Origin of the sequence: Caenibacillus caldisaponilyticus (assembly GCF_002003465.1) — a bacterium.
In the GTDB taxonomy this organism is placed as follows: Bacteria; Bacillota; Bacilli; order Bacillales; family Sporolactobacillaceae; genus Caenibacillus; species Caenibacillus caldisaponilyticus.
In genome coordinates this window covers 54,512-73,632 of the sequence record NZ_BDDQ01000013.1, presented here as the reverse complement: position 1 = coordinate 73,632, position 19,121 = coordinate 54,512, and the positions used below count along the sequence as shown (strand labels likewise).

22 protein-coding genes are annotated in these 19,121 nt (G+C 52.3%); 15 read left to right on the top strand and 7 right to left on the bottom strand.

All coding sequences use genetic code 11. The features are described from left to right. Positions 1-202 precede the first annotated feature (202 nt). The gene (locus tag CCB157_RS04990; RefSeq protein ID WP_158077208.1) at positions 203-706 is read left to right on the top strand and encodes a sigma-70 family RNA polymerase sigma factor; all 504 of its coding nucleotides are present in this window, start codon (positions 203-205) and stop codon (positions 704-706) included. A 174-nt stretch (positions 707-880) separates the two neighbouring features. After that, the gene (locus tag CCB157_RS04985; protein ID WP_077614871.1) at positions 881-1,732 is read left to right on the top strand and encodes a YitT family protein; all 852 of its coding nucleotides are present in this window, start codon (positions 881-883) and stop codon (positions 1,730-1,732) included. 164 nt (positions 1,733-1,896) lie between these two features. On the opposite strand, the gene CCB157_RS04980 is transcribed toward CCB157_RS04985, so the two are convergent. The 4 genes from CCB157_RS04980 to CCB157_RS04965 form a co-directional block, all read right to left on the bottom strand. Further along, complete coding sequence (locus CCB157_RS04980) at positions 1,897-2,160, bottom strand: NifU N-terminal domain-containing protein (protein WP_077614818.1); 264 nt, start codon at positions 2,158-2,160, stop codon at positions 1,897-1,899. A 230-nt stretch (positions 2,161-2,390) separates the two neighbouring features. Further along, the gene (locus CCB157_RS17975) at positions 2,391-2,627 is read right to left on the bottom strand and encodes a GNAT family N-acetyltransferase (RefSeq protein WP_077614817.1); all 237 of its coding nucleotides are present in this window, start codon (positions 2,625-2,627) and stop codon (positions 2,391-2,393) included. Further along, on the bottom strand, positions 2,624-2,842 hold the full coding sequence (locus CCB157_RS17970) for a hypothetical protein (RefSeq protein WP_077614816.1): 219 nt from the start codon (positions 2,840-2,842) through the stop codon (positions 2,624-2,626). Before CCB157_RS17970 ends, CCB157_RS17975 begins: the two co-directional genes overlap by 4 nt. Positions 2,843-3,013: 171 nt before the next feature. Next, complete coding sequence (locus CCB157_RS04965) at positions 3,014-3,814, bottom strand: Cof-type HAD-IIB family hydrolase (protein WP_077614815.1); 801 nt, start codon at positions 3,812-3,814, stop codon at positions 3,014-3,016. Between the two features lie 369 nt (positions 3,815-4,183). Between CCB157_RS04965 and CCB157_RS04960 the strand changes: the two genes are divergently transcribed. From CCB157_RS04960 to CCB157_RS04940, 6 genes are all read left to right on the top strand, one after another. Continuing rightward, positions 4,184-4,402: a DUF1659 domain-containing protein gene (locus CCB157_RS04960; RefSeq protein ID WP_077614814.1), complete on the top strand. Its 219-nt coding sequence runs from the start codon at positions 4,184-4,186 to the stop codon at positions 4,400-4,402. A 100-nt stretch (positions 4,403-4,502) separates the two neighbouring features. Further along, on the top strand, positions 4,503-4,721 hold the full coding sequence (locus CCB157_RS04955; RefSeq protein ID WP_077614813.1) for a DUF2922 domain-containing protein: 219 nt from the start codon (positions 4,503-4,505) through the stop codon (positions 4,719-4,721). 215 nt (positions 4,722-4,936) lie between these two features. After that, the gene (locus tag CCB157_RS04950; protein WP_077614812.1) at positions 4,937-5,104 is read left to right on the top strand and encodes a YvrJ family protein; all 168 of its coding nucleotides are present in this window, start codon (positions 4,937-4,939) and stop codon (positions 5,102-5,104) included. Between the two features lie 377 nt (positions 5,105-5,481). Beyond that, complete coding sequence (locus CCB157_RS04945; protein WP_193432261.1) at positions 5,482-5,763, top strand: metal-sulfur cluster assembly factor; 282 nt, start codon at positions 5,482-5,484, stop codon at positions 5,761-5,763. Between the two features lie 170 nt (positions 5,764-5,933). After that, entirely contained in the window at positions 5,934-6,110 is a 177-nt protein-coding gene (locus CCB157_RS17540; RefSeq protein WP_158077207.1) for a hypothetical protein, read from the top strand. Further along, positions 6,107-6,835 (top strand): NAD-dependent epimerase/dehydratase family protein, encoded by a 729-nt coding sequence (locus CCB157_RS04940; protein WP_077614810.1) that lies wholly within the window; start codon positions 6,107-6,109, stop codon positions 6,833-6,835. The genes CCB157_RS17540 and CCB157_RS04940 overlap by 4 nt, the downstream gene beginning before the upstream one ends. 22 nt (positions 6,836-6,857) lie before the next feature. On the opposite strand, the gene CCB157_RS04935 is transcribed toward CCB157_RS04940, so the two are convergent. Then, positions 6,858-7,145 (bottom strand): hypothetical protein, encoded by a 288-nt coding sequence (locus tag CCB157_RS04935; protein WP_077614809.1) that lies wholly within the window; start codon positions 7,143-7,145, stop codon positions 6,858-6,860. Between the two features lie 265 nt (positions 7,146-7,410). Continuing rightward, positions 7,411-8,178 (bottom strand): TrmH family RNA methyltransferase, encoded by a 768-nt coding sequence (locus tag CCB157_RS04930; RefSeq protein ID WP_077614870.1) that lies wholly within the window; start codon positions 8,176-8,178, stop codon positions 7,411-7,413. A 302-nt stretch (positions 8,179-8,480) separates the two neighbouring features. On the opposite strand from CCB157_RS04930, the gene CCB157_RS04925 reads away from it, so the two are divergent. The 4 genes from CCB157_RS04925 to CCB157_RS04910 all read left to right on the top strand — a co-directional run bounded on the left by CCB157_RS04925 (position 8,481) and on the right by CCB157_RS04910 (position 12,072). Beyond that, positions 8,481-9,416, top strand: a complete 936-nt coding sequence (locus tag CCB157_RS04925; RefSeq protein ID WP_077614808.1) for a beta-ketoacyl-ACP synthase III — start codon at positions 8,481-8,483, stop codon at positions 9,414-9,416. Between the two features lie 163 nt (positions 9,417-9,579). Continuing rightward, complete coding sequence (gene fabF / locus CCB157_RS04920; RefSeq protein ID WP_077614807.1) at positions 9,580-10,818, top strand: beta-ketoacyl-ACP synthase II; 1,239 nt, start codon at positions 9,580-9,582, stop codon at positions 10,816-10,818. Positions 10,819-11,014: 196 nt separating this feature from the next. Next, positions 11,015-11,227, top strand: a complete 213-nt coding sequence (locus CCB157_RS04915) for a YuzI family membrane protein (protein WP_193432258.1) — start codon at positions 11,015-11,017, stop codon at positions 11,225-11,227. A gap of 98 nt (positions 11,228-11,325) precedes the next feature. Beyond that, positions 11,326-12,072 carry a DUF3603 family protein gene (locus CCB157_RS04910; RefSeq protein ID WP_077614806.1) on the top strand — a complete coding sequence of 249 codons (747 nt, stop codon included), beginning with the start codon at positions 11,326-11,328 and terminating at the stop codon, positions 12,070-12,072. A gap of 204 nt (positions 12,073-12,276) precedes the next feature. Here the strand turns inward: CCB157_RS04910 and CCB157_RS04905 are convergent, their stop codons facing one another. Next, a complete protein-coding gene (locus tag CCB157_RS04905; RefSeq protein WP_077614805.1) occupies positions 12,277-12,687 on the bottom strand; it encodes a DUF3899 domain-containing protein in 411 nt (136 codons plus the stop codon). 597 nt (positions 12,688-13,284) lie between these two features. Here CCB157_RS04905 and CCB157_RS04900 point away from each other — a divergent pair. From CCB157_RS04900 to CCB157_RS04890, 3 genes are all read left to right on the top strand, one after another. Then, on the top strand, positions 13,285-14,967 hold the full coding sequence (locus tag CCB157_RS04900; protein WP_077614804.1) for a peptide ABC transporter substrate-binding protein: 1,683 nt from the start codon (positions 13,285-13,287) through the stop codon (positions 14,965-14,967). A gap of 271 nt (positions 14,968-15,238) precedes the next feature. Then, positions 15,239-16,924, top strand: a complete 1,686-nt coding sequence (locus CCB157_RS04895) for a peptide ABC transporter substrate-binding protein (protein WP_077614803.1) — start codon at positions 15,239-15,241, stop codon at positions 16,922-16,924. Between the two features lie 354 nt (positions 16,925-17,278). Next, complete coding sequence (locus tag CCB157_RS04890) at positions 17,279-18,967, top strand: peptide ABC transporter substrate-binding protein (RefSeq protein WP_077614802.1); 1,689 nt, start codon at positions 17,279-17,281, stop codon at positions 18,965-18,967. The last annotated feature ends 154 nt before the right edge of the window (positions 18,968-19,121 follow it).

The window sequence follows — 19,121 nt, the reverse complement described above, 5'->3', positions numbered from 1 at the left end:
AGATGCGACAAAAGGGGAGAACACTTCTTTTCGGCGGCGTCCGGACCGGAAAACGCGCGTAATCCGCAAGGTTCCGCCGGATTCGTTCGCCCGATTTTTCCGAAAACGGCGTTTTGCCTCTTGGTGAAGCCTCGGGCCTTTTCATTATGATGGGGATACCCGGGAAATGCGGGACAGCGCTGCCCAATGGGAGGCTTTCGTGTTGTTTGGAGGTGGGCAAGAGTTTGACCGCCTCGTCCGTCAATATGACCTTTTGATCCGAAAATGGATCGCACAGGTCCGCGGGCTGCGGGAACCGGATGAATGCCGGCAGATCGCCCTCATTGCGCTTTGGGAAGCCGCGCGTCGTTATCAACCCGAAAAAGGTCCGTTTCCCGCTTATGCCCAGGCGGTCGTGCGCGGCCGGCTGCTTTCGGAACTGAGGAGACGCAGAAGACGCGAGGCGCGCTTTGTGTCGACGGATCCCGCGCTCCTCGAAACCGCGGCGCCCGCTCACGTCGTACAGGATGGATTATGGCTCGATGAGACCATGCGGACCTTGTCCAAAAGGGAGAAACAATGGGTTCAAGCGGCTTTAGTCCATGACCTTCCGACCGCCGCGATCGCTGAACTGTACGGCGTCAGCCAAGATACCGTCCGGTCGTGGAAAAAAAGCGCCATCAAAAAGTTGCGGGCGAAGCGGGAAAATATCCGCCCCGATGCTTGACTGGCGCCTTTTTCAATCGGCTCCATGTCACCGTTGCGTGGCAACGGCTGGTCGTGCGTCTGATTTTCCTTTCGGGAGAAGCCGGAAGGACGGGGTTCCGGCGGCGGCCGACCGGTGCGTGTGATTTTTTGGCAAAAGGGCACACTTTTTTACAGAGGCCATTTGGGAAGAAGGTTGCGGCTATTGTGGAATGAAATCAAAGTCACGTGCATCGTGATCGCGTGCGCCGTTTTGAACGCCTTCGCTTTGAACGCGTTTCTCATCCCCGCCCACATATTATCAAGCGGCTTTACTGGGGCGGCGCAATTGCTCGCGGCGCTGGCGCATCAATACACGCCGCTTTCTTTGAATACCGGCGTCGTCCTCTTTCTTTTGAACATTCCGGTTACCGTACTCGCCTGGCTCCGCGTCGGTCGCCGCTTTACTCTATACAGCATGTTGAGCGTCTTGGTCACCACGTTCGCCTTAACGCTCATTCCCGTCCAGGCGCTTTCGGGAAACGCGTTGTTGAACGCCGTGTTCGGGGGCGTCATTGGGGCGATCGGCGTCGGCTTGACCCTCAAGTACGGGGCATCCACCGGCGGCATGGACATCATTGCCATGATTTTGTCCAAGACCCAGGATCGCCCGATTGGGATTTATTACTTCATCTTGAACGGCCTAATCGTCCTGTCCGCCGGTTTCTTCTTCGGGTGGGAGCGGGCGCTGTACACCATGGTGACTTTATACGTCACTTCCAGGGTGATCGATGCCATCCATACGCGTTATGTCAAATTGACGGCGATGATCGTCACCGAAAAAGGGGAGGAGCTCACCCAGGCGATCTACCATCGCCTTGTCCGCGGGATCACCAAGGTGGCTGCCAAGGGGGGCTATACCGGCAAGGATAAGGATTTGCTGTTGATCGTCTTGACGCGTTATGAATTGTATACGCTCGAGCGCATCATTCAGGAAACGGATCCCCGCGCGTTTACGAACATTATGGAGACGACGGAAATCGTCGGTTTTTTCCGGAAGGAGGATTGAAAAAAGGGATGCGGCCGTCTCCAGCCGCGTTTCCGTCGGTCGGCCGATAGAGTGGCGATGCCGTGAAAAGCATGGGGAGACCCTTTTTCGGCCATAAAAAAAGACGGACTGATTTGGCAACAAATAACTGCGATTGCCTGTTCAGCCGTCGAGGATGTCTGCGTTTAGATCGAAGTGGTTTCGAACACTTTCTCAATTTCGGGGAGCAAGTCGTTCCAGTCGGCATCAAAGGTTTTGTTTACGGTGACAAAATGTTCGTAGCCGAAAATGTTGTCAACCCCGTTCAATTCCAGCAATTTTTGCGCCAACGGATGATCGACGTTGTCGCCTTTTTTGGCGATCAATCTTCCGTTAAACAATTGTCTGGCGGCGGTAAATTTCATCGCGTTCGGGTTGGGTGTCCGCTCCGGTCTCACATCAATGGCCATGGCGTCTTCCTCCTTATTTAAATGCTTGCAAGGTTTGCTTGGATGAAGGCGATACCGTCTCGCATATCTCTTGATTCATTTTACAATAACCGCCGGCGGCGTGACAATGAGTCCGGTCACTTCCGCAACGGCCATAGGGATCCCGTGGTTGCGCGCCCGTTTCGATCGCCGCCTGAAGGATGAGTTTGGCGTCATGAGCGGCGCTCGTCCGCTTTCCGGTTCGAAAAACGTTAAAAAGAAAATCCGTAGCGCTTGGAGACGATCTCATAGAATCCGAGGGATTGATAGATGTGTTTCGTGATGGAATTGTTTACGCCGGTTTCAAGCTCGATGGTTTTGATATTTTCCCTTTCCGCCATGTGGATGACATATAAGAGCAATTTCCTGCCGATCCCTTTGTTGCGGTATTGATTGTGCACGTAGAGTTCGTTCAGCCAGAGATAATGGCCGCCGGTGCGGAGGCTCACGCCGACATTAAGAAAGGCGAAGCGAGAATTTCATTGCCGTCCTCGGCAATGACGATCCGCGCCGGAGAATGGTCTTCCAAAGATAAACGGATGCCTTGTACGGCAAGCTTGAACGTTTTTTCATTTTTTCCGACTGAAATCTGCTGCATGTATAATTCGGCGAGGTTGTTGATGATGTCGTCCTTCGCATCTTTTGTCAATTCATAGACGTGCATTCGCGTCACCCCATTCTGCAAAAAACAACCCATTATAAACTTAGGATTTGTGCTTCGCCTTTGTCAACAATTTATAAAGGTTCTATTGGGAAGCGCGAGCAAACGCGGGGAGCCGGGTGGAACGCTTTTCTGAAGCCGCAGCGCGGCGAGGGGCGTTCAAAACCGCGGCGATCACAGAAGGCGTTCCAAATAGGCGGCAATGCCGTCTTCGTCGTTGGTCAGCGTGACGTCGTCTGCGGCTTGCTTGATGCGTTCGGCGGCATTTCCCATCGCAATGCCTCGGCCGGCGTAAGCCAGCATTTCCAAATCGTTGTCTTCGTCGCCAAAGGCGATGATCCGCTCGCGCGGGATATGATAATATTCAGCCACCCGTTTGATCCCGACTGCTTTGTTTACGCCATTGCGGATGATTTCAATCATGTTGGACGGATTTCCCCATGAGCGTTGATGCACGGCATCAGTATATTGGGTATCGAGCGCTTTCAGCAGCCGTTCCGTTTCGCTGTTTTCCGTCTGGATGAGCACGCACGTCGGATCGGTTTTAAGGTTTTCGAAAATCGGTCCGATTTGCAGTTGGCCGACATTGACCTTGAAGGATTCCGTCAACTCCGCATCGTAGTTTTTGATATAAACGTCATCCATATGCTCGACGATGATGTTTTGCAAGTGGAACGCTTCGCACGTCCGCAAAATGTTTTCAACGACGGGGAGCGGAATCGGGGTGTGGTAGACGCCCCAGCCGGGATCATCGGGATGATGCACGTATGCGCCGTTGAAATTGACGATGGGCGTTTCGAGGCGCAATTGCCGGTAATATTCCTTGCTCACGCGATAGGGGCGGCCGGTCGCGATCATGATGAGATGGCCTTTTTCTTTTAATGCTTGGATGACCGCTTCCGTTCGCTTGCTGATCGTTTTATCCGTCCTAAGAAGTGTGCCGTCCAAATCGAGACAAATTAAATGCGGTTCCATGGTTTTCTCCTTTCTCTGTTTTAAAAGGCGAAGGCTGAGGGGCATGCGCGCCTTATTTCAAATCATACCCTTCCTTCCGGAGTTTTTCCATCCTTCGTTTATGCCGGGATTGGCCGGCGGCTTCGGCGTGCGGTCGGCACGGATCCGGCAAGAGCTGTCCCGGTTTGTTCTGGGGCGGGCGCCGACGCATCCGCCCATGCATCAAAGCGGTTGAGCGCTCGACGGTTTAAGCCGGGCGCCAAACGCCGCTTGGAGATATCCCGTCCGCGAAGGCGTCCGGTTGTCCGGGGCGCTCGCTTTTTTTTTCAGTCCATCTCACCGAAATGCGGATGAGCCGGCGATTTATTAAGTGAAGAAGGGGGTGAGAGGATGGCGACCGCCAATCTCATGGATTCAAGCCTGATCCTTACGCTTGATGCGGGCGTGGACGAAAAAGGCAATCCGATCGTCAAGCGCAAAACCTTTAACAATTTGAAAACATCGGCGACGAACGATCAATTGTTTGCGATCGGTCAAGCGCTGGCGTCGGTGCAACAACATCCGCTTGTGGCGATCGAACGGAGCGACCGCTCGTCCATCAGCGCGTAGGAGGATGCCATGCCTGTCCCACGCGGCATGAGTCATCCGTGCGCAGAAGCGGAAGGAACGGGCCAGAATGGAATCATGAAAAGCGGAAGGGGGGAAAGACGTGGCGAAGACGATTGAACTTTTGTTTGAAAACGCCGCCGGCAAGACTGTCCGCTATGCCTTGGACAACCCCGTTGAGCCGGTCAACGCGCAAGCGGTGAATCAAGCGATGGATGTCATCTTGGCGCAAAACGCCTTGACGTCTTCCGGCGGCGATTTGGTAAAGAAGGTCGCCGCGCGCATCGTCGAACGCAATGTCACTGAAATTCCGTTGACGTGACGGTAGGGAGGGCCGGATGGACGGCCCTCTTTTTTCAAACAACGGGGCAATGTCCCAGCAAAAGGCTTTGGCAACCATTTATGCAAGGTGCGTCGTCCTGCTGCTCCGCAAACATCGGGCCGCGATGTTGGCGCACCGTGACAAAAGACGCCGCATGACGCGTTTGCTGGCCGATGACATCAGAAATCAGGAGGTCTTTGGAAAGGGGGAGACGGATGGCGGAATGGCTCGGGATGGTCAAGGATGTCGGATTTCCGATCGTCGTGACGCTCTATTTGCTCCATCGAATAGAGAATAAACTGGACGAACTCAATGCGTCGATCCTCGCTTTGCCCGGACGCCTGATCGACACGTCCGGACAGCAAAAACAAGATGCCGGTTGACCCGTTTGCGAACCGTGCGGTCCTTCCCTTCTTGCCGATCCACCGCGCCGAATGATTGGGGCATGCCGCCTTTCAGGGCTGTCGTTTTTGACAATCACAGTCGGCGAAAAAACGGTCAAGAATCTTCAGGCGGCAAAACCGAACAAGGCGGAAAACCGCGAAGGCGCGTGCCGCATCGATGGTCTTTGACGGCCGTTCAGCGGCCAACGGCAGAGGGGCACGGTCGTTCAGCACTTGGCTAAACGTGCGCACCGGCCGCGAGGATAGGCCAATTCGTTTTATTTAAAACCTAAAGGGGTTATATTATAATAATAAAGAAAAAGAAGGGGAGGGTAATCGTGGCCGAAATCAACGAAAAAGCATTGCGCGAAGAGATCATGGAAGCGCTTGAACAAGTCATCGACCCCGAGCTGGGGATCGATATTATAAACTTGGGCCTCGTCTACGGCGTCGACGTCGATGAGAACGGCGATGTTCTCGTCACGATGACCCTTACCGCGATGGGCTGTCCGCTGGCCGCGACCATTCAACAGGACGTCAGGGCCGCCCTGATGCCGATCGAAGGCGTCAACAATGTAGACGTCAATATCGTTTGGGATCCGCCGTGGACGAAAGACCGCTTATCGCGCTATGCCAAAATCGCATTGGGCATTTCTTGATGTTTCAGGCATTCCCCGCTTCGGGGAATGTTTTTTTTATCCTTTCCGCGCTTCGCTGAGCTTGTTTTCATCCGCACGGCTGCCCGCCGGACGTCCGCACGCGTCGTTTCGGCTAAAAACGCATGATTTCGTGAATCCAACATATTTTTATGGTGAAAGGGGTGGTCCAATTGGACGCCGAACGCGAGGAATGGTTGGCGCTTTTGAATCAAGATCCCCGCAATTTGACGGAGAAGGGAAGCGCGCGGCTTTCAGAACTGGAGTCCAAATTTAAGGCGGAAAGCCGGAGCGAAAAAACGGAAGTGCGCGGGGCGCCCGATCCGCCTGCGCGGGGGAAAGAGGCATGAGCCGGGTCGTGATTTATGGAGGCTTGAGCCGTTTTGGGGTCCGGATCACGGAATATTTATTGGACCAAGAAATGGTCGTCGCGTCGGTGTACAGCGGTTCTTCAGAGCGGGCGGCCGAAGAAGACCGCGCGATGTTTTTCGGCCGCCATGCCTTTTTTCAAACCGTGGACGACAACGATTGGGAGGCCGTCGCCGAACGCCCCGACGCGGCTGTTTGCTTGGACAGCCATGTCGATTTTCGCGCCTCCCGTTCGCCGTTGACGAAAGAAGAGCTCGCCCTCCGCCTGGAGACACTGCTTACGCTTTCGCCGGATTTGCAGCGGATCATTCTCCTTTCTCACACGGACATTTATGGGAAGCCGTCGGGCGTTGTTCATGAAAGGCACCGGGTTGCCCCGGTCAGCGCGGCGGGACGTCAAGCCGATGCGGCCGAACGGACGGCGATTGAAACGCTATTGGCGAAAAGAGAAACAGCCCCTGAGCTGCGGGTGGTCGTCTGCCGGATGCCGTCCGTTTATGAAGAAGGGCAGAAGCGTTCGAAGCGGACGGAGCATTTGCATGTCCTCGATGCGGCGTCGGGCGTTTATCGGGCGTTGACGGCCGCGCTCTCGCCGGGGCTTCATGTTTTTCAATTCGGAAACGGTTTATCGCGGTTTTCTTTTGAAAAGGCCGCCGAACAGCTTGGGTTCTACCCGGCGATGACGCTCAAAGACCATCGCGGTTAGCCGATCCGATCTGCCGGATGGGTTATTTTTTAAACATATTGAAGAGCGGGGCGAGCGATTTGAGCATCGGTTGGGTTTGATTCATAAATTTAATAAATTTGTCGGCGCCGTCCAACATTTTATTGATGTCAAAATTGTCGTTCGCATTCATAGCGCCTGGAAAAGGGCCGGGCGGAGCGCCGGTTGGGTACGGGTCCGATTGCCCCGGTGGCATCATGGGCCGAGGCCCGGGCGGCCCCCACATGAATGGAGTAAAGGGATCGACGGGAGGCATGTACTGCCGGTTTTGATTTTGATTGGAATCTGCCATTTACACCCCTCCTAACCGTTTGCGTGTGGCATTCATATTATATGAGTTGTCTGCGCCGAGGTGTAATAGCGGGGCGGGAAGGGAGCCCGCCCTTGAGAAAAATGGACGCCTGCACGGGCTGGCTTCTCGAAATCCAGCTGGCGGGAGATGCGAAAAACCCCAGCTCGCCGACATGCGGCTCGCTGGGGGCAATCGTTTGTCTATATCCATGCGTTTCCGCTCATAAACGGGAGTTGTTCTTTGTGCGTCCGTCCGCTACGGATCGTCAGCCGGTCAGCCGGCGCGTCGGGCCATGTTGACCGGAGGGCACTGAACTCAGGCTTTCCAATTTCTTTTGCACCTTTTGCCGGAGTCTGGGGCTGAGGGTTTTCATGATCCATTCCCAAAACAGCTCGCGCTTTTCTTCATCGGTGAGATAATAACGCGCTTTTGCCGTTTCACGGGCCCGCTTCGTGATTTCTTGCAAAGCGAGCGCCGCCGCCACGGAGATATTGAAGCTTTGCACAAAGCCGTACATGGGAATGTAAAATTTTCCGTCGGCTAATTCAGCCGCTTCTTCGGAAATGCCTTGGTGTTCATTACCGAACAGGAGAACGAGCGGTTGGGACAGATCGATCTCTCCGATCGGCACCGCGCCGTCCCCAAGGTATGTGGCGTAGATTTGATAGCCTTTCTTCTTCAAATCTCGAACCGCCGTTTGCACGTCCGGCTTTTTGCTGATCGTCAGCCATTTATGGGCGCCTTGGGTGACGTTTTTGTTCGGCTCAAACGGTTTGCCCCCGGTGATGATGGAGACATCCTGAATGCCAAAGGCGTCTGCCGTCCGGAGGACCGCCGCCTGATTGTGCCCGTCATCGACGGCTTCAAGCAAAATGGAGATATAACGCGTCCGCTGATTCAACACTTGATAAAACCGCAGCAAGCGCTCGGGCCGAATCATCTCCCATATCCAGCGTTCCTCTTCCCGCAACAACCCCGTCTCCAACAGCTTTTGGATCCGTTCATCTTGTGATCCGGGTGCAAGCTGTTCCATCGTGGATGCTTGCAACTTCTACCCCTCCTTTTCCGCATCATGTTGCACGGATCGGCTCGGATCAGGCCAGATAGAAGCTTGATACACTGCCACTTTACAATAATTCCTTTATGCGCGCAAACAAGCCGCCAACCATAATAAGCCGCGCTGCGACCCATGAAAAAATCGCCAGCGGTTGGCCCATGTCGCGAAATGCTTGGCATATTAAGTTTTTGAACGATTTTCTAGACAAAAAAATGAATATCCGCTAAAATTAGTACCAAGTCATAATATTAACTAATAAAATGAGTGGGGGACCCAATATGAGCGTCGGAATTTTAGGGATTGGCCGTTATGTTCCAGACCGGGTGCTGACCAACTTCGATCTTGAAAAAATGATGGATACATCGGACGAATGGATCCGCACCCGGACGGGTATAGAAGAAAGAAGAATCGCCGATGATAACACGGACACGTCCGATATGGCGTACCATGCGTCGGTGGAAGCGCTGGAAGACGCCGGGCTGTCCGCTGAGGATATCGACTTGATCATCGTGGCGACGGTGACGCCGGACATGGCGTTCCCATCGGTCGCCTGTCTCATCCAAGACCGCCTCGGCGCTAAACGTGCGGCCGCGATGGATCTCGGCGCCGCTTGCGCCGGGTTTATGTATGGGATGATCGTGGCGCAACAGTTTATTGAAAATAAGGTATACAAAAATATACTTGTCGTGGGCTCTGAGAAGTTGTCGAAGATTACCAACTGGGAGGACCGCAGCACCGCTGTGCTCTTTGGCGATGGCGCCGGGGCCGTGGTCATGGGGCCGGTGTCGGAAGGCAAAGGCATCCTGTCCTTTGAGCTTGGTGCGGACGGAAGCGGTGCAAAAGATTTGTACCAAGACGGCCCCTACATCGCCATGAACGGCCGGGAAGTGTTCAAATTCGCCGTGCGCCAGATGGGCGAATCGGCGGTCAACGTCATCAACAAAGCGGGTCTGACGAAGGACGATATCGATTTGCTCATCCCGCACCAAGCGAACATCCGGATTATGGAAGCTTCCCGCGAACGGCTGGGGCTTGAGGAAGACAAGCTCTATAAAACCGTCCACAAATACGGCAACACGTCCTCTTCCTCCATACCTCTCGCATTGTATGACGCGAGAAAAGAAGGTAAAATGAAGGACGGAGACGTCGTTGTATTGGTCGGTTTCGGCGGCGGATTGACCTGGGGCGCCGTCGCTTTGCGCTGGGGAAAATAACAGCGCGGATGCCGGCGGCGCGCGTCCGCGCGGGCATGGCTCCTGCCGAGACGAAGCTTGTAGGACTGTTTTTTATACATTCGATCCAAATTATGCGATGATGAATATATCCCAATGTGGGTCTTTGAGTGATTCGCAACCGTAACGGAAAGGAGAATAAGGAATGAAACGTCGAGTCGTCGTGACGGGGCTGGGTGCCCTCACGCCTCTCGGCAATGACGTGGAAACCAGCTGGAAAAACGTCGTCGCCGGGAAAAACGGGATCGCGCCGGTCACCCGCGTCAATCCCGATGACTTTCCGGCAAAAGTCGCCGGTGAATTGAAGGATTTTGATCCGAGCCCTTATATTGATAAAAAAGATTTGCGCAAGATGGATCGCTTCACGCAATATGCGGTCGTTGCCGCAAAAATGGCCGTAAAAGACGCCGATCTGACCATCACGGAGGACATCGCGCCGCGCGTCGGCGTTTGGATCGGTTCGGGCATCGGCGGCATGGAAACGTTTGAAGAACAGTTCCGCATCGCCATGGAGAAAGGCTATCGTCGGGTCAGTCCGTTTTTTGTCCCGATGATGATCCCGGATATGGCTTCGGGGCAAGTGTCGATTCAGCTCGGGGCCAAGGGCATCAACTCGTGTACGGTGACCGCGTGCGCGACGGGGACGAACTCGATCGGCGACGCTTTCAAAGCGATTCAGCGCGGCGACAACGATATCATCATCACCGGCGGAACGGAAGCGCCGCTCGTCCCGCTCGCTTTTGCCGGATTCAGCTCCGCCAAGGCCCTGTCCTTCAATCCGGATCCGGAGACGGCCTGCCGTCCTTTTGACAAAAACCGCGACGGTTTTGTCATGGGCGAAGGCGCGGGCGTCATCGTATTGGAAAGCCTGGAATCCGCCAAAAAACGCGGCGCCCGCATCTACGCGGAAGTCGTGGGATACGGCGCGACGGGCGATGCTTACCATCTCACGGCGATGGCTCCCGACGGCAACGGCGCCGTCCGTTCCATGCGGCAAGCGCTCGATGATGCTGGCATCACGCCCGACCAAATCGACTATATCAATGCCCACGGCACGAGCACGCCGATCAACGATTCGACCGAAACCCTTGCCGTGAAAACCGTTTTCGGGGAACATGCGTATAAACTCGCCATGAGTTCGACTAAATCGTCGACCGGCCATTTGCTCGGCGCGTCCGGTGGCGTGGAAGCGATCTTTACCATCCTGTCGATCGTGAACAGCGTGGCGCCGCCGACGATTCATTTGCATGAAAAAGACGAAGCGTGCGATCTCGATTACGTGCCGAACGAAGCGCGTCCGATGAACATTGAATACGCGATGTCCAATTCCTTCGGCTTCGGCGGTCACAACGCCACGCTCGTTTTCAAAAAATATACCGAATGATTTTCACGCGGAACCGCCCTTTAAGGGCGGTTCTTTTTTGCCATCTAGACATGGACACATCAGGCGATGAGAGACTGTGAAACCCGCAAACGCCGAAGGAGCGGGATGGCCATCTATCATAATCGGCGACGGACGCGCATAGTCTGGTTAAGGGGGGGACAGGCCTCCGGTCATTCTCGCTGAGAAGGGGTGGGCGATGCGTGTGATTTTGCGCATTTTCTTTTTGTTCGTCGGCTTCGGCTTCGCGGTGGCCGGCGGTGTGACGCTCATCGTTTTTTTGAATTTGCTCGCGACCGGACATGACTTCGGCGGTTATTTAAGCTTTCTCACCGGCCGATTTGAAACCTATTTGTTCCTCGGCGGCCTTTTCATTATGTGGCTGAGCATTTATTTTCCAAGCCGTCAATGAATTTGCCAGGCCATCCAAAAACACAATGATGAGGGAATAAATCCATGACGTCCTGCCCATACTGAAAGCTAAACAAGGATCAAAGTGAGGGACGCACGATGGAACTCATTGGCGACGTATGGGTCAACTGGTTTGAGGGGGAAGAGAACGGTTATAACGTGTGCGAATTCCATGAATGGCGCAAACACGATTTCATCGAATTGCTCGACCAAGTGCCGCTCGTGAAAATCGAAACCGATCTCTTCTTATACATAGAAAACGGTTTGAACGACTTGCCGTCAAGATTGTTGGAAGACGTCCGCAATAAAAGCTATATACGGAAAAACAACCAAAGGGAAGTCATCGAATATTGCTTTATTGCCACGGATGAAAAGCGCCACCTTGTCGTGGATACGCTCGGCTACACCGTGCCCATCCGCAAAAGCCGGCTGATTCCCCGCCAGGAAAAGACGGTTTTGGAAAAGGCGAGAAGCATGGAAACGAGGATATATGAATGGAACCGCGCAGCCGGAAACCGGGAATATCATATTCTATCTCCGCATCCCGATTGGATGCGCGGTTTGACGAGAAAGGAAAGGCAATTGAAGCAGATTCTTTTAATGGCGCTCGATCAGCTCAAATCGGTCGGCAACTTGGAAGAGATGCGCTATTGGTATACCGAATGGTTTCCGAAACACTATGCTGAAAGCCGGAGGTTATCGTTCGGCGAGGCTTGGGAGCGGTTGTTTAACGCCGTCAAGGCTGGATGGTCGGACAAGCATTATGACCTTTGCGAGCGAATCATCAAAGGCCAGCCTTATTTTGAAAAAATATGGGAGCTGGAAAACGGCGCCAAAGTGAATTGATGAGCCGTCCGACGGAATACGGCATGGGGCGTCGCCCAACCGGTCCCATCAAAAGCCGGCTCCCGGTTTGACCATGGCGCCTGCTGCCATCCGCGTCATGAACGGGAACAGATCCATTCTCCATTGAAAAGTGCGTAGGCGTTCGTTTTTCCGTCCGCCGTTTGCCTCAAATCCTTTGGCCGTTGAATGGAACGGCATTTTCTTTTAATAAAGAACATAAGCCAGCGTCATCGAGAAGATGAAATAAATGGCGGCATTGATGAGAAAAGCCCATGTGCGCGGGGGCTGTTTGTTTTTATGGCGCGCCGGAATCTCCGGATCTTCGCGCTTTTGGATATTGAGGATTTCATCTTGGCTTTTTGACAGCTCTTGGGCGTAAATGTCGCCTTTGGATCTGAAAAAGTTGCGGAAACTGAAAGCGATGCCGCGAAAAAAGCCGCCGTAGTAAACGAACATAAATCCGCCGATCACAAAGTATGCCAAGCTGACCAAAAACGCCGAATTAATGATGCCGAGCCATCCCTTGCCCTGATGGCCGAACAGATAAAAGAGACACGTGAACAGGATGCCGATGACAAATAGGACGGCGGCGAGTTTGATCCAGCGTGTATTCATTGGCCATCCCTCCGTTACGGTTTATCATATCATAAAAACGCCATCCCTCTTACAAATTTTTTGCCCGCATGACCTTGTTTTTTCGGAATCCGTTTCGGATGCAATGGCTGTCTCGCCTGCCGAATGCAAGCATCGGCCGATGTCGTTTCACGCGCCGCTGAACCCCGTTGCTATGTCCCATTACGGCCGTTTTTTATGGCCATGGATTGAAGCCGGGGCGTACCGTCAGAAGCATCATTTTTTGCAAACGGATCGAAAAAAACGATTCATATTTGCAACCGGCCGGAATGCCGATTCATGCCCCACTCTATTCCCCGAGCCTCCTTCATCCGTTATGGCTTCTTTTATCATCTTCATTTCGTTTTTACTAACATTTGTAGTCCGCTATATCAGATGAAAGATTGAACAATCTAAAATAAAACAAAAGTAGTACTTAAAAGATTTATTAACTTTAATGCATTTCCTTAGAAAAGTGTGGTGAAAAAGAAAAAAATTGTTGGTATAATGTCATCATAGTCGTACTTTAGTATTAGACTATATAGTCTGAATATACTAAAGTAAGACTGTATAAAGAAATCAACCGAGGGAGGTCACAGCATGAGAGGCAAAGCGAAAGGGTTGATCTTTGTTTCGCTCCTGCTCGTCGTGAGCCTATTCTTAGCCGCGTGCGGCGGGGGAGGAAATGAAAAGAGCTCAAGCGGCAGCAAAGGCAACGGCAAGCTTGCGGATAAGCAAGTGCTCTATTTGTATCAAACGGCCGACATCCCGACGCTGGACTATGCGAAAGCGACGGATTCGACTTCGGGCGATATGCTGAGCATGCTCCAAGGCGGCCTGATGATGGTCGACAACAATAAAGTGGTTCCGGACATGGCCGCCGCACAGCCGAAAGTGAGCGCGGACGGCAAGGTTTATACCTTTAAAATCCGGGGCAATGCCAAATGGTCCGACGGCAGCCCGGTGACGGCGCAAGATTTTGTCTACGCTTGGCACCGTGAACTGGATCCGAAGACTGGGGCGCCTTACGCCTACATTTACGCGTCCGCCAACATTAAAAACGCGGCGAAAATTTTGGACAAAAACAGCGACTTGTACGGCAAAGTCGATCAACTCGGCGTCAAAGCCCTCGACGACAAAACGCTGCAAGTCACGCTGGAAAAACCGACCCCGTACTTCGTCAGCCTGATGTCGTTCTATCCGTTCCTGCCCGTGAAGAAGGACTTCGTCGAAAAACAAGGCGACAAGTACGCGAAGGAACCGGAAAACATGCTCTACAACGGACCGTACGTCCTCGCGAAGTGGGACCACGGCCAAGGCTGGACGTTTAAGAAAAACCCGAACTATTGGGATGCGAAAAACATCACCATTGATGAAGTCAACTATCAAGTCGTAAAAGATTCGACGACGTCGCTGAACCTTTACAAAACGGATAAAGTTTTCGTGAAATACCTGTCATCGGAATTCGTCGATGAATATAAAAACAGCAGTGAATTCAAATATGTGCCCGGCAATTGCATGTTCTACTTAAAACTCAACGTCGCGAAAGTTCCGGCTTTCAAAAATACGAAAGTGCGTCAAGCGATTTCCATGGCGATTGATCGCGACGGCTTGACGAAAGTGCTCTTGAACAACGGCTCGATTCCGGCTCATTATTTCGTGCCGAAGAACTTTACCAAAGGTCCGGACGGCAAGGATTTCCGCGCCGCGGCCCCGAACGGTTATCTCCTCGGCGGCAAGGATGAAGCGAAAAAACTTTGGAATGAAGCCAAGAAAGAGTTGGGCATCACCACGCTCAAACTTGAATATTTGACGACCGACAGCGATACCGCTTCGAAATTTGCGGAATACGACGCCAATCAAATTGAAAAAACGCTGGACGGCGTCAAAATCACGATCGACAAACAACCGTGGAACGAATATCTGAAGCGGGATGATCAAGGCGATTACGACATCGGCGGCGGTGCGGCTTGGTGCCCGGACTATCAAGACCCGATGACGTTCCTCGACATGTGGACGACCGGCAGCCAAAACAATACCGGGAAATGGTCGAACAAACAATACGACCAATTGATCCAAGACGCGGTCAATCTCGGCAACAAGCCCGCCGAACGCTGGGCCAAACTGCAAGAAGCTGAAAAACTTTTGATCACGGAAGCGCCGATCGTGCCCGAATATCAAACCGGCCAAGCGGTCCTCGTCAAGCCGTACGTGAAAGGTTTGGTCTTCCAAAACTACGGCGCGAGCATTGATTACCGCCACGCCAAAATTTTGCAACACTGATGTTCGGCGCCGAAAAGCGGCGAGCCGTATATAAACATAAACAGCTCCTGCCGTTCAGGCGGGAGCTGTTAATTTAGGCAAAGCCATCGGGCGTGCATTTTTTCCATATTTTAGAAGTCAATATTTATTAAAGCGCATACATAATTTTAAATTTAAAATCTTTAATAAAAAGGTAGTGACATATCAAGAAAAGTCTGTATAATACCAGATAAGGCTATATGGTCAGAATAGCCGGACTATAGAAACGGCAAGCCAAGGAGGGTCATACGGGATGAAGAGAAAGAAGAAACTGTCAATGCTGCTGACGCTTTTGCTGATCTTCGGTTTGTTCCTCACGGCATGCGGCGGCGGCGGAAAAACCGATAAAACGAGCAGCTCGAAAGGAGGCAGTTCCGAACTCGCCAAGGATCAAGTCCTCTATTTTGCGTCAACCGCGGACATCCCGTCGCTCGACATCGCCCAAGCGACGGATACCACGTCTTTTGACGTGCTCTATATGATCCAAAGCGGCCTCATGACCGTCTATAACAGTAAAACCGTGCCAGATTTGGCCGAGGGCATGCCGCAAGTCAGCGCGGACGGCAAAGTGTACACCTTTAAATTGCGCGACGGCATCAAATGGTCCGACGGCAGCCCGGTGACGGCGCAAGACTTCGTCTACGCTTGGCAGCGCGAACTGGATCCGAAGACCGCGGCGCCTTATGCTTACATTTATGAAGCGGCCAATATTAAAAACGCTTCCAAAATCTTGGATAAAAACAGCGATTTATATGGAAAAGTCGATCAGCTCGGCGTGAAAGCGCTTGACGACAAAACCTTGCAAGTCACCTTGGAAACGGCGACGCCGTATTTCTTGAGCTTGATGGCGTTCCCGCCGTTCTTCCCGCTCAAGAAAGATTTTGTTGAAAAACAAGGCGATAAATACGCAAAAGAGCCGGCAAACATGCTCTTCAACGGCGCCTACAAACTCAAAGAATGGCAACACGGCGAAGGCTGGACCTTGGTGAAAAACCCCGATTATTGGGATGCCAAACACATCACCATCGATGAGGTCAACTATAAAGTCGTCAAAGACCAAACGACCCGTTTGAATCTTTACAATACCGATAAAATCTACGACGTCGGACTGTCCGAAGAATACGTCGACAAATACAAAGACAGCCCTGAATTTAAAGCCATTCCGGGCAACTGCGTCTTTTACATGAAGCTGAACATCGCGAAGATCCCGGCGTTCAAAAATCTTAAAGTCCGGCAAGCGATGTTCATGGCCGTCGACCGGGAAGGCCTGGTTAATACCTTGCTGAACGACGGCTCGATTCCGGCGCGCTTCTTCGTTCCGAAAAACTTTACGTTCGGACCGGACGGCAAAGACTTCCGCGACGTCGCTCCGGAGGGGTATTTGAAAGACGATAAAGCGGAAGCGAAGAAACTGTGGGAAGAAGCGAAAAAAGAACTGGGAATCAAAACGCTGAAGCTGGAATATTTGACGACCGATACGCCGCAGGCGGAAAAATTCGCGGAATACAACGCGAATCAAATCGAAAAGACTTTGCCGGGCATCGAATTTAAAATCAACAAACAGCCTTGGGCCAATTATTTGGAACGCTCAAAGAGCACGAACTTCGACGTGAGCGCCGGCAGCTCCTGGTGCCCGGACTATCAAGACCCGACGACGTTCCTCGATCTGTGGACCACCGGCAACATGATCAACTCCGGCAAATGGAACGACAAGCATTATGACCAACTGATGGCCGAAGCGAAGGCGCTCGGCACCAAACCGGCCGAACGTTGGAAAAAACTCCAAGAGGCGGAGAAATATTTGATCGAACAAGCGCCGATGATTCCGATTTACCAAAGCGGCGACGCGATCCTGACGAAGCCTTACGTCAAGGGGCTCGTTTATGAAAGCTACGGACCGAGCACCGATTTCCGCCACGCGAAGCTGCTCAAACACTGAGTGCGGCGGTCGGCAGGAAAACAGAACCCGGAGCGCTGATTCCGGGTTCTTTTCCATATTTTGCTCGTTTCTGCAAATCCGTTTCCGTAAGCGCTTATCTTTAAAGCGTCTGACATTCACGGCCATTCGAATCAATGACATAAATGGCAGAAAATAGTAAGAAAACAAGTACGCCGAAAGTAGTATTTTTGTAATGAAATCGTTATCATTTCGCCATGATTGAAAAAAAACAAAAATAACTGATGCAAAGTTAAAGGAAAACTTGTATAATACCGATATGGGCGATATGACAGTATAATTAGAATAATTCATATTGCCCGTTGTATACAAAATATTAGGGAGGTCATACTTGAGATGAGAGGCAAAGCGAAATGGTCGATTTTTGTTTCGATCATGCTCGTCTTGAGCTTGTTCCTCGCGGCCTGCGGCGGCTCCAGCCAAAGCAGCGGCGACGGCGGGGGCAAAAAGAAGAGCGAAAATCAGCTCGCCGACAAACAAGTCTTGTACTTTGCATCAGGATCTGACATTCCGTCGCTTGATTTTAGCGTAGCGACCGATACGACATCCTTTGGCGTGTTGACGAACATTTTTAGCGGTCTCATGACGATGCGCAAGGATAAGCCCGTTCCGGATCTCGCGGCCGGTCAACCGGAAGTGAGCGCGGACGGCAAAGTATATACATTTAAGTTGCGCGACGGCATCAAATGGTCGGACGGCTCGCCGATCACGGCCCAAGATTTCGTCTATGCTTGGCAACGTTTTGTCAATCCGAAGACCGCCGCGGCTTACGGGTACATTTACGCTTCCGCGAATATCAAAAATGCGGCGAAAATCATGGACAAAAACAGCGACCTGTTCGGAAAAGTCGACCAGCTCGGCGTGAAGGCGCTCGATGATAAAACGCTGCAAGTCACGCTGGAAAAACCGACGCCGTATTTCTTGAGCTTGATGGCGTTCCCGCCGTTCTTCCCGCTCAAGAAAGATTTTGTTGAAAAGCAAGGCGACAAATACGCGAAAGAACCGGAAAACATGATTTACAGCGGCGCGTATAAGCTGGCCAAATGGGATCACGGCAAAGGCTGGACGCTCGTGAAAAACCCGGATTATTGGGATGCGAAAAACATCACGATCGACGAAGTCAATTACAACGTCGTGAAAGACGACGTCACAGCGCTTAACCTTTATAAGACCGACAAAATCTATATGGACACCTTGACTGCTGATTACATCGATCAATACAAGGACAGCCCGGAATTCCATACGCAAGCCGGCAACTGCGTCTTCTTCCTGAAATTGAACGTTTCGAAAAACAAAATTTTGGCCAACAAAAAAGCCCGCCAAGCGATCGCGATGGCCCTTGACCGCGAAGGCTTGACGAAAACGCTGTTGAATGACGGCTCGATTCCGGCCCATTACCTTGTGCCGAAAGATTTCACCTTCGGACCGGACGGCAAGGATTTCCGCGCCGCGGCCCCGAAAGGTTATCTCCTCGGCGGCAAGGATGAAGCGAAAAAGCTTTGGGATGAAGCGAAGAAAGAACTCGGCATTAAGACGGCCAAGCTTGAATTCATGACGACGGACACGACGGTCGCCGGCAAGCTCGCCGAATATAATGCCAACCAGATCGAAAAAACGCTCGACGGCCTGAAAATCACGATCAACAAACAACCGTGGGGCGAATATTTGAAACGCGACGATGCGGGCAACTATGACATCGGCGGCGGCAGCGGCTGGTGCCCGGACTATCAAGACCCGATGACGTTCCTCGACATGTTCACGACCGGCAATGCTGAAAACACCGGCAAATGGTCGAACAAAACATATGACCAATTGATCAACGAAGCCCAAAACCTCGGCAACAAGCCCGAAGAACGTTGGAAAAAACTTCAAGAAGCCGAAAAAGTGCTGCTTGAAGAAGCGCCGGTCATCCCGACGTATCAAGATGGTTCCGCGTTCCTCGTGAAGCCGTACGTCAAAGGCCTCGAATTCCAAAACAGCAGCCCGAGGACTGACTTCCGTCACGCCAAAGTCTATAAACACTGATCGCGTTTCACCGCGGCGGTTCTCAGGAGAGCATGCGTCATCGCGGCGCATGCTCTTCTTTTCATGCCTATCAATAATTGCGAAAAATGGAATTAATCCTTGACTTTAGTCCTATTATCCCGGAAAATAGACACATAGAATTCACAGGGGGTGA

Coding starts and splice junctions, on each gene's coding strand:
- CCB157_RS04980 (WP_077614818.1), bottom strand. CDS start 2,160: ATGGCCATTGATGTGAGACCGGAGCGGACACCCAACCCGAACGCGATG.
- CCB157_RS17970 (WP_077614816.1), bottom strand. CDS start 2,842: ATGCACGTCTATGAATTGACAAAAGATGCGAAGGACGACATCATCAAC.
- CCB157_RS04965 (WP_077614815.1), bottom strand. CDS start 3,814: ATGGAACCGCATTTAATTTGTCTCGATTTGGACGGCACACTTCTTAGG.
- CCB157_RS04960 (WP_077614814.1), top strand. CDS start 4,184: ATGGCGACCGCCAATCTCATGGATTCAAGCCTGATCCTTACGCTTGAT.
- CCB157_RS04950 (WP_077614812.1), top strand. CDS start 4,937: ATGGCGGAATGGCTCGGGATGGTCAAGGATGTCGGATTTCCGATCGTC.
- CCB157_RS04945 (WP_193432261.1), top strand. CDS start 5,482: ATGGAAGCGCTTGAACAAGTCATCGACCCCGAGCTGGGGATCGATATT.
- CCB157_RS04940 (WP_077614810.1), top strand. CDS start 6,107: ATGAGCCGGGTCGTGATTTATGGAGGCTTGAGCCGTTTTGGGGTCCGG.
- CCB157_RS04935 (WP_077614809.1), bottom strand. CDS start 7,145: ATGGCAGATTCCAATCAAAATCAAAACCGGCAGTACATGCCTCCCGTC.
- CCB157_RS04930 (WP_077614870.1), bottom strand. CDS start 8,178: ATGGAACAGCTTGCACCCGGATCACAAGATGAACGGATCCAAAAGCTG.
- CCB157_RS04925 (WP_077614808.1), top strand. CDS start 8,481: ATGAGCGTCGGAATTTTAGGGATTGGCCGTTATGTTCCAGACCGGGTG.
- fabF (WP_077614807.1), top strand. CDS start 9,580: ATGAAACGTCGAGTCGTCGTGACGGGGCTGGGTGCCCTCACGCCTCTC.
- CCB157_RS04915 (WP_193432258.1), top strand. CDS start 11,015: ATGCGTGTGATTTTGCGCATTTTCTTTTTGTTCGTCGGCTTCGGCTTC.
- CCB157_RS04910 (WP_077614806.1), top strand. CDS start 11,326: ATGGAACTCATTGGCGACGTATGGGTCAACTGGTTTGAGGGGGAAGAG.
- CCB157_RS04905 (WP_077614805.1), bottom strand. CDS start 12,687: ATGAATACACGCTGGATCAAACTCGCCGCCGTCCTATTTGTCATCGGC.
- CCB157_RS04900 (WP_077614804.1), top strand. CDS start 13,285: ATGAGAGGCAAAGCGAAAGGGTTGATCTTTGTTTCGCTCCTGCTCGTC.
- CCB157_RS04895 (WP_077614803.1), top strand. CDS start 15,239: ATGAAGAGAAAGAAGAAACTGTCAATGCTGCTGACGCTTTTGCTGATC.
- CCB157_RS04890 (WP_077614802.1), top strand. CDS start 17,279: ATGAGAGGCAAAGCGAAATGGTCGATTTTTGTTTCGATCATGCTCGTC.